General features: G+C 42.7%; 11 protein-coding genes. 6 read left to right on the top strand and 5 right to left on the bottom strand.

Going from position 1 to position 12,923, the window contains the following annotated elements; genetic code table 11:
- Positions 1–3: 3 nt before the first annotated feature.
- From ACGTN9_RS08920 to ACGTN9_RS08895, 6 genes are all read left to right on the top strand, one after another.
- Positions 4–2,175, top strand: a complete 2,172-nt coding sequence (locus ACGTN9_RS08920) for a TRAP transporter permease (RefSeq protein ID WP_499591995.1) — start codon at positions 4–6, stop codon at positions 2,173–2,175.
- A gap of 13 nt (positions 2,176–2,188) precedes the next feature.
- Positions 2,189–3,067, top strand: a complete 879-nt coding sequence (locus ACGTN9_RS08915; RefSeq protein ID WP_499591994.1) for a fumarylacetoacetate hydrolase family protein — start codon at positions 2,189–2,191, stop codon at positions 3,065–3,067.
- Between the two features lie 14 nt (positions 3,068–3,081).
- A complete protein-coding gene (locus ACGTN9_RS08910; RefSeq protein ID WP_499591993.1) occupies positions 3,082–3,873 on the top strand; it encodes an SDR family oxidoreductase in 792 nt (263 codons plus the stop codon).
- Positions 3,874–4,062: 189 nt separating this feature from the next.
- Positions 4,063–5,559, top strand: a complete 1,497-nt coding sequence (locus ACGTN9_RS08905) for an MMPL family transporter (protein WP_499591992.1) — start codon at positions 4,063–4,065, stop codon at positions 5,557–5,559.
- Positions 5,549–6,949, top strand: coding sequence for an efflux RND transporter permease subunit (locus ACGTN9_RS08900; RefSeq protein WP_499591991.1), 1,401 nt, complete (start codon positions 5,549–5,551; stop codon positions 6,947–6,949). Before ACGTN9_RS08905 ends, ACGTN9_RS08900 begins: the two co-directional genes overlap by 11 nt.
- On the top strand, positions 6,946–7,509 hold the full coding sequence (locus tag ACGTN9_RS08895; protein ID WP_499591990.1) for a TetR/AcrR family transcriptional regulator: 564 nt from the start codon (positions 6,946–6,948) through the stop codon (positions 7,507–7,509). Before ACGTN9_RS08900 ends, ACGTN9_RS08895 begins: the two co-directional genes overlap by 4 nt.
- A 56-nt stretch (positions 7,510–7,565) precedes the next feature.
- Here the strand turns inward: ACGTN9_RS08895 and ACGTN9_RS08890 are convergent, their stop codons facing one another.
- From ACGTN9_RS08890 to ectA, 5 genes are all read right to left on the bottom strand, one after another.
- Entirely contained in the window at positions 7,566–8,399 is an 834-nt protein-coding gene (locus ACGTN9_RS08890; protein ID WP_499591989.1) for an STAS domain-containing protein, read from the bottom strand.
- 79 nt (positions 8,400–8,478) lie between these two features.
- Positions 8,479–9,711: a peptidase T gene (gene pepT / locus ACGTN9_RS08885; protein ID WP_499591988.1), complete on the bottom strand. Its 1,233-nt coding sequence runs from the start codon at positions 9,709–9,711 to the stop codon at positions 8,479–8,481.
- A 676-nt stretch (positions 9,712–10,387) separates the two neighbouring features.
- Positions 10,388–10,774 (bottom strand): ectoine synthase, encoded by a 387-nt coding sequence (locus tag ACGTN9_RS08880; RefSeq protein WP_093043017.1) that lies wholly within the window; start codon positions 10,772–10,774, stop codon positions 10,388–10,390.
- Positions 10,775–10,802: 28 nt separating this feature from the next.
- Positions 10,803–12,080 (bottom strand): diaminobutyrate--2-oxoglutarate transaminase, encoded by a 1,278-nt coding sequence (ectB, locus tag ACGTN9_RS08875; protein ID WP_499591987.1) that lies wholly within the window; start codon positions 12,078–12,080, stop codon positions 10,803–10,805.
- A gap of 51 nt (positions 12,081–12,131) precedes the next feature.
- A complete protein-coding gene (ectA, locus tag ACGTN9_RS08870; RefSeq protein ID WP_499592423.1) occupies positions 12,132–12,608 on the bottom strand; it encodes a diaminobutyrate acetyltransferase in 477 nt (158 codons plus the stop codon).
- Positions 12,609–12,923: the final 315 nt, after the last annotated feature.

Here is a 12,923-nt window from a genome sequence, read left to right as displayed (position 1 = left end):
AGTATGGGGAAGAAACAACAAAAATCCGCAGAAGATTATGACCGCGAAAGTACAGTGCGGACAGGGATAGCCAAACCGATTGCGTTAGTGATTTCCGTCCTGGCGATTTCCCTGTCGCTATTTCATTTATATACTTCTTACGCTGGATCGCTCGTCGATATCAAACAGCGAAGCATTCATTTGTACACATTGATGACGCTTGGATTCTTATTGTACCCATTTATAAGAAAAAAGGGAAAAGGGGCAAAGTCGGTTCCTTTCTACGATTACATTACTGCCGCTTTATCCCTTGGCGTAGGAATTTATATGTTCATGACCGCAGAACGGATCATCGAATCTGGCGGACGGATCAATGACACCGATTTCTATGTTGGAATTTTGATCATTTTCCTATTATTTGATATTACCCGCAGGGTCACTGGGTGGGGGCTTGCTTTATTAGGCCTTGGCTTCTTAATCTATGGTTTCTATGTAAAACTATCCATTTACCCAGAGTTGACAACACCGGTGGTCATGAGTGTTTCCAAACAAATTATTGCTCAACTTGTTTTTATAACGGAAGGCGTTTTAGGTACAGCCATCGGGGTCTCGGCAAGTTATATTATTCTATTTATCCTGTTCGGGGCATTCCTGGGCCGCTCCGGGATGGGCCAATTATTCAATGATCTCGCTCTTGCAGTAGCTGGTCATACAAAAGGTGGTCCGGCAAAAGTCGCGGTCATCTCGAGTGGATTTCTTGGCTCTATCAACGGCTCTGCCATTGCTAACGTCGTAACGACAGGTGCATTTACGATTCCATTGATGAAAAAAATCGGGTATAAGAAAAACTTTGCAGGGGCTGTTGAATCAGCAGCCAGTGTTGGCGGACAAATATTGCCTCCGATCATGGGTGCAGCTGCCTTCATCATGGCTGAAAACCTGAATCTTGCTTACACAAAAATCATTCTTGCTGGTATCATTCCCGCTTTGTTATTTTATGTTGGCATTTTGCTGCAAGTGCACTTCCGTGCCTCCAAACGGGGCTTACAGGGGATGCCAAAAAGTGAACTGCCAAAGCTGAAAGATGTCATCGCGAAACGTGGTCACTTGATCATTCCAATGTTAATTTTGCTGTATTTGCTGTTTTCCGGTAAGACACCGTTTTACGCGGCTTTCTGGTCCATCATCGCAACTGTAGTAATTGCCGGTTCGAAACAGATGGTGCCTGTTATAACAGGGATAGCTATGTTCCTGATTTTCCAGCCCCAGCTTACTGCTATGCTTAGCGGCAGTGCTATTCCAAAAGTTCGAAGTGACTGGTGGGAACTGTTATTGATTATTGCCATACCATTGGCAATCAACCTATGGAGAAAGTGGCTGAAGCTTGAAGCTGATGAAGTCGGGGTGAAAGATGCCCTTAACGCTTTAGAAGATGGCGCAAGGACCACCGTTCCGGTAGCAATTGCCTGTGGTGCAGTCGGCATCGTAGTTGGTATCGCCTCGTTGACGGGGGTAGCGCTTGAAATAGCCAACAGTATTGTCAATATCGGTAGTGCGGTCAACAGCCCGTTGATCCAGTTGATCATTACGTTGTTCTTGACCATGATTACCTCAATTATCCTTGGTATGGGTCTACCTAGCATTCCGACCTATATTATCACCAGCACAATGGCAGCTCCAATTTTGCTGCAGCTTCCATTGTACAGAGAACTGGCTGGCTCTACCGAAACGGCTACGTTTGTAGCGCACATGTTTGTATTCTATTTCGGGATTTTTGCCAATATTACACCGCCGGTTGCCCTGGCAGCTTTCGCAGGAGCCGGAATAGCGGGAGGAAACCCGAACCAGACCGGTTTCCAGGCGATGAAGCTGGCAATCGCAGGGTTCATTGTACCGTTTATGTTCGTTTTCTCTCATGAGATGCTGATGATTGATGCTAACTTCATGAATATTCTCGTTATCACAATCACTTCATTGATCGGTGTCTTCTTATTATCCGTCATGACGGAAGGATATGTGATGAAAGAGGTCCCTGGCTGGCTGAGGGCGGTATCCGGACTAGCAGCATTGTTGCTGATTTATCCGGGTATCTGGACAGATATTATCGGATTGGTCGTATTCGCATATGTGTTGTTCACCAATTTTAAGAATAAGCCTGATTTACAATCGAACCAGCCTGTAGAAGCGAAGAATTAGGGGGAAGTAGCAAATGAGGTTTGCAACGATCGAAAAAGATCGAACAGAAATGGCCGCAATTGTAGATGGGGAGCGTCTGCTTCCCATCACATCAATTAATGAAGAACTTAAAACGGACTGGCCGATCAGCCTGTTTGATTTGATTGATACTGGGAAGATATCTTCATTAGCGGAATGGTATAAAGAGCAACCAGCTGATGAAAAAAATCGGCTGGATTCTCACTATTTGGCAAGAGATGAAGCGCTATATCGGCCGCTTTATCGTGAACCTCGAAAAATTTGGGGAATCGGGCTCAACTATGTCGATCATGCTTCCGATTTGAATGAAAAAGCCCCAAGCTCTGAGCCAGCAAGTTTTATGAAACCATCCACTACCATTATCGGCCATGGAGATACCATTAAGGTACCAGTCCAGTCGGATCGCACCACGGGAGAAGCTGAATTAGGGGTGATCATCGGGAAGGCGTGTAAAAATATTTCCGAATCAGAGGCACCGGATGCCATTGCTGGCTATACGACTGTCATCGATATGACAGCAGAAGATATCCTGCAGCGCAATCCCCGTTATTTGACAAGGTCGAAAAGTTTTGACACCTTTTTCAGCTTTGGTCCCCAGCTGGTTACGCCGGATGAAGTGGACAATGTGTTCCAATTGAATGTATCTACCATTATCAATGGAGAATTACACAGGAAGAATGTGGTGAGTAATATGACATTTGATCCCTATTATCTCGTCGCTTTCCATTCGCAGGTGATGACATTACAACCGGGAGATATCATTTCGACAGGGACTCCTGGCGCTATAGTTATCCGTGACGGAGATGTGATTGAATGTCAGATAGATGGCTTTCCACCACTGAAAAATAATGTAGTAGACTTGAAGAAACGATAGAAAGGATGAATGTTTTGGACTTTCAATTGCAAGGAAAATCAGTAATTGTAACAGCATCCAGTAAAGGTCTTGGAAAAGCAACAGCCATGGAGTTTGCTAAAGAGGGTGCCCATGTCTTGATTTCAAGCCGAAATGAAGAAGAGCTTCAGGCAGCAAAAAAAGAGATCCAGGAAGAGAGCGGAAATAATAATGTTGATTATGCGGTATGTGATGTTACTAATGCAGAGCAAATCAAGCAGCTGGTTAAAAAAGCGGTGGACTGGAATGGCACGGTAGACGTATTGATCAATAATGCCGGCGGGCCTCCAGCTGGAACATTTGATAAATTCACAGATGAAGATTGGGAGAATGCGTTCGAATTAAACCTCCTCAGTTTTGTCCGGACCGTCAGGGAAGTATTGCCTTCTATGCGTAAGCAGCAAAGTGGAAGAATTATTAATATCGCTTCTTCTTCGATCAAACAGACACTGGATAATTTGATTTTATCCAACACGTTCCGTGCCGGCATCGTCGGTCTATCAAAATCCCTTTCTCAGGAGCTTGCTGGTGATAATATCCTCATCAACACCGTCGGGCCTGGACGGATTGCTACGGACAGAGTGGCTCAGCTTGATGAAAAAAGAGCAGAAAAACTGGGAACTACAGCAGAGGAAGTAAAAGAACAAACCGAGCAGTCGATTCCAATCGGGCGATATGGAGAGCCGGACGAATTTGCCAGAGCGGTAGTGTTTCTCGCTTCGGGGGCCAATACTTATTTAACCGGCCAGGCACTTGTTGTTGATGGTGGATTGGTAAAAGCACTATAATGGTTAAGAAAGTCCAGCCGATGACAAAGAAGGCTGGATTTTCTTATCTTTACAAACAAGAAAAGGTTGTATATAATGAATGTTAGTGACAACTAACAATAGTATGAATATCTTCAACTGAAATAGTTGGAGTATTTTTTTAACCTTTATGTTAGTTGTCACTAACATTCTTTGAAGGGAAGAACAAACATGAAGTTCTTAAAGAAGCTATCCAAGCTATTAATTAATCATCCGATGCGTATGATATTCATAGCTTTACTGGTCATATTATTGCTCGGAGTGGGAGCGCGTAATGTGAATATGGCCACTGGTAACGAAACATTGGTAAGTACGGATACAGATGTATATCAGGATAATAAAAAATTGGAAGAAGCATTTGGCGGAGAGTCCATCACCGTATTGTATGAAGGGGAGGATTTACTTACCCCGAATAACTTGAATCATATGAAAGGGTTAGAGGATCAGCTTGAACAAAATAACGCTATTTTCAGCATTTTAAGCCCGGTTACGTTAGTAGAACATATGTCAACAAAGCAGCAGGAAAACTATCAGGAAGGGTTAATAGATATGATAGATGGTTTAGACGAAATGGGTACTAAGTTAAAAGAATCCGGAGAAAAACTAACCGAAAATTCTCGTGATGACAGCCAGACCCAGCTTCCAGATATGGAGAGTAAAATGGCTGAGTTAGAAGATGCTTTTGCTAAGATGACGTCTGGGCAGAAAAAGCTGAAAGCAGGAACAGGACAGCTGAAAACAGGGTTAGCCGAATATGGAAAGCAGACGCAGGAAGTTGGGGCAAATCTGCATAACATGTCCCAGGAAATGAAGGCAGACCAAAACCCACAAGCCCGACAATTAGAACAATTAGGTGGACAGTTGATGCAGTTATCCCAGAAAATGATGCAGACTTCAGAAAAATCTGCTACCCTGTCCCAAATACCTGACCGTACCGTTAATGGGCTGAACAATATGGAACAAGGACTGAGCCAGCAAACCGGCAAGCTCCAGAATTTCCAGGCAGAACAGAAACAGCAGATGGAAGAGCTGGCCAAGTTAGGTGATGGCTTGACAGAAATGGGAGATAACCTTATTTCCATCAGCAAGAACATGGAAAAGATGATCGCTAATTCTGATACGATGAAGGCTGGACTGCCGGAAAAACAAACGACCCTTGACCATATGATTTATACTGATGACGATCAGCTTAGAAGCTCTTTTGAAGAAATTGTCATTGATGATGAGTATATGTTAATGATTATTAAGTTTGAGGGAAATGTAGACGATACCACCAAAAGTGATACCGTAGCAGCGATCAATAACTATATGAAAGAAAATCCGAATGATCATGCAGAAATAATGGTGTCTGGAAAGCCTGTCTTGGATGATTCCATCCGGACGTCCATGAAAGAAAGCATGCAGAAAATGATGATGCTCTCTGTGGCATTCATGATCATTGTCCTTTCTGTGGTCTTTAAAGTAAGTTGGCGCTTACTACCATTAGTTGTGATTCTGGTTGCTGTTGTCGGCACAGTCGGTCTAATGGGGTGGCTCAATATACCGATTACAATGGTCTCCATGGCTGTATTCCCGATTTTGATTGGATTAGGGATTGACTATGCTATCCAGTTCCATAGCCGTTACACTGAAGAATTGCGTGAAGGAGCGGATTCTTATGAGGAATAAATTTTTTGCAAGCCAGTCAGGAAAAAGCTTGTGGCGTACCGTTACAAAGATGGTTCCAGCGGTTATGACTGCTTTGATAGCAACAGCGTTAGGTTTCATATCACTCTATACCTCGCCGGTTCCTATGATTCAGGATTTCGGTAAAATGTTGACATTAGGTATGATTGTAAGCTTTTTTGTCGGGTTATTTTTGCTGATTCCTATCTTATATACACGAGATCATTTTTTTGGAAGCAAGAGAAAAAAGGAATCCAAGAGTAAAAAGGAAGGGAAGGCTGATCGATTTCTTGATAAATTAACGACAATATTAATTAAATTAAGGTGGCTTATCATCACCCTCGCTATCGTAACTGCAGCGTTAGGGATATGGGTCGACACAGACGCCGGTGTGGAAACCGATGTTGAAAATTTCATGCCCCAGGATGACCCGGCGCTTGCGGATATTCATAAGCTCAGAGACATCATTGGGACGACTGACCAGGTGTCCCTCGTTTATAAAGGCAAGGACGTAATAAACCCTGAAATAATGCACTGGGTGGATGATGTCAGTGAATCGTTGGATGAGGAATTTGCAGAAGTTGTAGATACGAAGTCAATCACTACTGCTGTCAAGCAGATGAATGATGGTGAACTCCCTGAAAATGGGGACTGGGTACCGTATTTGGAAGATATGCCAGAGGAACAGGTCAAGCTGCTGATCAATGAAGAGCATACCCAGGGTGTGATCAATATAGGAATCAAGCATATGGAATCCGAACCTCTGCAAGCGTTCCTGAATGATTTAGAAACTTATTTAGAGGAAAAAGAGGCTGCAAATGTAGAAACTACAATTACAGGAAAATCCGTCCTTGATGTTGAGATGATTTCTGCATTGACTTCGGGAAGGTACCAAATGACCTTGCTCGGAATGGGCCTTGTCTTCTTAGGACTTCTTCTCATTTATCGCCACCCGGTAATAGCGTTCATTCCCTTGATTCCGATCATCCTGATTGTCGGTTGGTCCGGGGCAGCGATGTACTTTTTAGGTATTGATTATACGCCGTTGACGGCTACTCTAGGAGCACTGATCATTGGTATTGGCACAGAATTTACGGTTCTTATCATGGAACGTTATTATGAAGAACGAAAAAAAGGCCACGATAGTGAAGCGGCAATCAGGATCTCTAACCAGAAAATCGGAAAGGCGATTTTCACTTCTGCATTGACCACCATTGGCGGTTTCAGTGCCTTGCTCATATCTGACTTTGTGATATTAAGCAATTTTGGCTTGATGACATTGATTAATATTTCATTGGCACTGTTCAGTACTGTCGTTGTCATGCCTGCTATCTTGATTATTCTGGACCGTTTTGTGAAAATAAAGGTTAAGAAGGAAGTACAAGTGGGGTGAAGGGCTTGAGAGATAAAACAGATCAAATATTAAAGGCGGCTGTCGCAGTTTTTGTTAAGAAAGGGCTGCAGGCGACCACACAGGAAATAGCTAAGGAAGCGGATGTAGCTGAAGTGACGTTGTATCGTAAATTTGCTACCAAGCAAAATTTATTCATCACTGTCATTAAGCATGTGCTTGAAAATCAGTTCAATTCCCATGTCATGAAGCTGGCAAACGAAGGGAATACCGAGTATTTCTTTAAATCAATCATTGAAAACCGGCTGGAGGTGCTTTCAAAAAACACCCCATTGGTTAAGATGTTGATTTCAGAAAGTCTGATGGGAAATCTCACGGAAGAGATTGACCTTCCGAATATTATATTTACGAGTTTGAAACAGGGCCTGGATCATCACTTTGAGGAAGAAGATGTAGATACAGAATTATGTGCGCGGCAGTTGGGCGGAATATTCCTGAGTCACATAGTACTTCCGAATCAGCAGCCTTTCCATACGCTGGATAGAATGGAGAAGGATAAACTTGTGGAAAAGTACGCCAAATCATTGATGGCCTTAACATGACGTGAAAAGTCAGTATGCTTAGACATACTGACTTTTTTGTGGCATTAATATGCTGTTCATTTATTTGTGCCCATCGCATTGGCTAATGATGATTTGATGGAAACATCATCGAATGCGATACCAAGTTGAATGGCTGTCTGGGCGATTTCTGGGCGCATACCGGAAATCGTCGGTTTGATACCCAGCAGTTGCAGGGATTGGATCAAGTTTGAGATCTGATGGGCGACCAGGGTATCAATCGTTGCTACTCCAGACAAGTCGATATATAATTGACCAATTCCTAGCTTCGAACATTGGTTAAGGGTGTTCTCAAGGATTACCCCGGCACGTTCACTGTCGATTTCACCGATAAGCGGGAGCAATGCCCGTTTTTCATCGAGAGCGATGACAGGGGCGCTCAACTGCTGAATAATATCTTCTTTCGCTTTTAAGAGTTCTTTGGAGTTTTTATTCGCACCTTCGACAAATTGCAGGATAGCGTTATCGAAACCACGGATAATCAGTTCATTCCAACTGTCAATTTCCGGTTGAGTGATTTCTCCCTCATATTCCTGAATGAATTGTTTCAAATAAGTAATGTATTGCATACGCACCCGCATGAATTCACGGATGACATAATGACTTGGTGTGGTCAAGTGGTTTTCATCACTTGATATGTCCGATGCCCACTCCTGAAATGTTTTTTTCCATTGTTCTTCATCAAGGATAAAAATCTGAGTGAAAAAAGGATGGAACTGATAATTTTGCTCTTTCAACTTTTCGGCGACTTCAGGTGTTCTTACAGCATAGATAGAAGCTGGATCGTTTTCTTCTAATGTTTCATACCATTCGTCAGTCATTTGCTGCGCATGATCTAGAAAGTATGCACGTAATGCTTCATTTTTTGTCAATTTGCACTCCCCCAAAAATCAATGATCTCCTTTAAGGTATTACCCGTTAGAGGATGGCTTCACACATGAATTTATTTCCTCATGCCTGCTTTTCAAATAAGCGGGCGATTTCCGCGATGACGTGCGTCGCTTTTTCCATATTATCTACAGAGATGTATTCATATTTCCCATGGAAATTTTCACCGCCAGTAAAAATATTTGGTGTCGGAAGCCCCATATAGGAGAGCTGGGAGCCATCAGTACCTCCACGGATCGGTTTGACGAGTGGTTCTATGTCGAGGTTTTTCATCGCTTGATATGCGGTATCGACAATTTTTTTGACGGGTTTGATTTTATCGCCCATATTATAATATTGGTCCTCCATCTCTAAAACAATACGTTCTTCTCCATATTTTTTCTTCATACTTGATGCAATGCGGCGGATGTTTTCTTTCTTTGCAGCGAATTCTTCTTTATCAAAATCCCGGATAATATAAATCATTTCCGTTTCTTCGACATTGCCGTTCATGGAAATCAGGTGATAGAATCCTTCATATTCTTCGGTATACTCTGGAGCTTGCTCTGTTGGAAGCTGGTCATTGAATTCCATCGCCAATTTAGTGGAATTGACCATTTTTCCTTTTGCTGTACCGGGGTGGACGCTATTTCCTTTAAAAGTGAGACGGGCTCCTGCTGCGTTGAAGCTTTCATATTGTAGTTCACCGATAGGACCCCCATCTACTGTATAAGCGAATTCAGCATTAAACCGCTCGACATCGAACTTGTGAGGGCCGCGGCCAATTTCTTCATCAGGAGTAAAAGCGATCCGGATATCACCGTGTTTGATTTCAGGGTGATTAATGAGATAGTTCATTGCTGTCATGATTTCGGTCACGCCCGCTTTATTATCAGCGCCAAGCAGTGTAGTTCCGTCCGTGGTTATAAGCGTATGACCTATATATCCTGCGAGTTCCGGAAATTCGTCCGGTGACAAAATGGTTTTATGTATAGCATTAAGGTTAATATAATTGCCATTATAATTTTTTATAATTTGAGGATTGACGTTTTTCCCTGTGAAATCAGTAGCTGTATCTACATGAGCAAGAAATCCGATAGCAGGGACCTGTTTATCGGTGTTTGAGGGCAACGTGGCCATTACATAACCGTGTTCATCAATGGATACGTCGTGCATGCCGATTTCTTTCAACTCATCGACAAGCATATTGGCAAGGGTAAGCTGGCCTGGAGTAGAAGGGCACTCCGGGTTGTTTTCATCAGATTGGGTATCTATTTTGACATATCTCGTAAAGCGATCGATCAATATATCTTTCATTATAGTAAGCCTCCAATGCTTTTTCATCCATTATATAGCATGAAAGTCATAGATAGCCAGACAGAGCTTAAGACTGTCGAGAGGAATTGGGTTCGTTACCACGAGATAAATAGGATGGTCTGGGAAACAACTCGCTTTCCTGCGGGGGACCTGGCAAGCTTCCTCGGGCTGCGCCCTGTGGGATCTTGCCTAGCCCCTTCTCCCGCGGGAGTCTCGCCGTTTCCCTTCCCATCCAGCCTGTTTTTGTACTAAACGGACCCTTTAAAAAGAGAATAGGGCACAACTAAAAACTTCATTCTGACGCATTTATGAAGGAGATAAAGTGACCATTGTCTTCTTTCTATTATAATAGGGCAGTTTCTACAAGGGTGATTTCGAAAACTTCCCATGACTAGGGGCGTAGGGAAACGGTGAGACTCCTGTGGGAAATGCGGGATCGCTGAGGCCCCGCAAGGCGAAGCCTGAGGAGACTCAGCACACGCCCACGGAAAGCGAATCGTTTCCTGGAGCCCCTAAACTCCAATAATATCTCGAAATCAAGTCTTCGACTTTTCGGATCTATAATTGATTAAGGATCTTATGAAAAAACAACAAAAAATTATGGGGGTGTCCTGGCACCTGAAGATAAAATGAAAAAAGCTCTCAACCTAAGTTGAGAGCTTTTGCTTTCCAGAAATTAATCTTCCACTAATGGGTAAACACCATTTTCGTCATGTGTTTCTTGTCCTGTGATCGGAGGGTTGAAGACGCATACCATACGCATATCTGTTTTGGCACGCAGGTAATGTTCGTCATTTTGATCCAACACATAGATGGTATCCTTTTCGATTGGCCATACTTTTCCGTCTTTTACTGTTTCTACTTCGCCTTCGCCTTCGATGCAGTAGACTGATTCTAAATGGTTCTGGTACCAGATGTGTGTTTCTGTACCAGCTTTGATGATTGTATCATGGACAGAATAGCCCATGTTGTCTTTTTTCAAAACCAGACGTCTGCTTTCCCAAGTGTCTGCTTTTACGTGATTTTCTGAATCGATTACGTCTTGTAGTTTGACTGTTTTCATGTCTGATTCCTCCTGGTTTGTTGGTAGTTTAGTTAGTTACTGGTTCACTTACTAGTGCTTTTACACTTTCTTCTATGATGTCAAAGCCTTTTTGTAGACCTTCATCATCAATGTTCAATGGTGGGAACAATTTGAATACTTCGCTTTTCGGTCCGGATGTTTCCATGATTAATCCGCGATTGAAGGCTTCAGCTGCAACTTCATCGGCAAGACCTTCTTTTGCGCATTCGATACCTACCATCAGTCCACGGCCGCAGAAAGTACCTTGCAGCTCTGGATATTTTTCCGTTAGTCCAACAAGGAAATCTTTGACTTTCTCGGATTTTTGCTGGATACCTTTCTCGAATTGCTCATCTTTCCAATAATCCAGCGCGGCAGAAGCTGTGATAAATGCATGGTTGAAGCCGCGGAATGTTCCATTGTGTTCACCTGGAGCCCAGATATCAAGGTCAGGACGGAACAAGGTGATAGCAAATGGTAGACCGTAGCCGCTCAAAGATTTAGACAGGCATACGATGTCAGGTTTGATACCTGCTGGCTCGAAACTGAAGAAAGTTCCTGTACGGCCTACACCTGCCTGCACATCATCGATGATCAGCAGGATGTCCCACTTCTTGCAAATTTCATCAACTTTTTTCAGCCATTCCATACGTGCAGCATTGATGCCGCCTTCGCCCTGGACAGTTTCAAGAATCATCGCAGCGGGTAAATCAACACCACTGCCGTTGTCTTCCAGGAAGCGCTCTAAATAATCAAGCGTATCCATGCTTTCGTCAACAAAGTTGTCGTATGGCATAGTAACCGTGTTATTCAATGGAATTCCGGCACCTTTACGCTTCATGGCATTACCAGTAACAGATAGAGAACCGATTGTCATACCATGGAAGCCATTCGTGAAGCTGATGACATCTGTACGGCCTGTCACTTTACGAGCAAGCTTCAAAGCACTTTCTACCGTGTTAGTTCCAGTTGGGCCAGGGAACATGATTTTGTAGTCGAGGTCGCGTGGTTTCAAAATGACATCATTGAATTTTTGCAGGAAGTTTGCTTTTTCGGTCGTAGCCATATCCAACGTATGGGTAGGGCCGTCGCTTTTGATATAATCCACGAGCTTATCCTGCATATGGTCATCATTGTGGCCGTAGTTCAAAGCGCCAGCTCCGGAGAAGAAATCGATATATTCTTTTCCGTTTTCGTCCCACATTTTATAACCTTTCGCTTTAGAAAAAACAGTAGGGAAGCCGCGGCAATAGCTGCGTACTTCAGATTCGTATTTTTCAAAGATATTCATATTAGTTTTAGTCATTGTTTTCCTCCTTGTTTTATCATCGGTTTACTTGGTATTTATATTTGAAATTTACCGTTTAAATGGTCCAATTCTGAAATTCAATTCTTCTTCGTGATTATCACCTGGGAACATTTCTTCGGTGAAACGCTCCGTCACTTTGCATTCAGTGTCGTGATCACGTGCTAGTCTTCGGAATAATGATTGAGATGCTTCATTCGATGGGGTGACAGTCGCTTCAAGGTAGCGAACTTCCTGGCATGCTTCTCGTGCTACAAGTTCATTGAGAAGTTTGGATGCGACTCCTTTGCCACGCTGGGAAGAATCGACGCCAATTTGCCAGACAAACACCACATCAGGATGTTCAGGGGGGATAAACGCGGTAACAAATCCAACTAACTTTTCATTTTCCTTGGCTATCACACAAGTATCAGAAAAAAACTCACTCATCATGAGATATTTATAAGCTGAATTTTGATCGAGACTGGAATTATCTACTAATTCCCACATTGCTTTTCCATCATCTAATGTTGGTTCGCTAAATGTAATGGTAACAGTTCGTTCTTTGGTCGTTTGAGCGATGGTGGATTCTCCTTTCCATTGTTTATAATGGTGACCTTACATACTTGATAATGTTAAATCGAGCTTATTTTTTTATCAAACTAGCTTAATCACGCTGAATGAGGTTTATTGTCGCTGAGTTATACTGAGTGACGCTTAAGCCTTAATTCTTTAAAAAATGCTTTAGTATCCTATAATTTTCTAAAAGTTTTAAAAAAAGAGAAAGTTAAACCCTTGATATGATAGGGTTTTCAAACGTTGGATAAAATTACTTTTTTATTTAGCTGTTTTTCCAGTCTTCAA

Origin of the sequence: Halobacillus sp. B23F22_5, from assembly GCF_043497085.1 — a bacterium.
Lineage (GTDB): Bacteria > Bacillota > Bacilli > Bacillales > Halobacillaceae > Thalassobacillus.
This window is presented reverse-complemented; position numbering and strand designations above follow the sequence as displayed.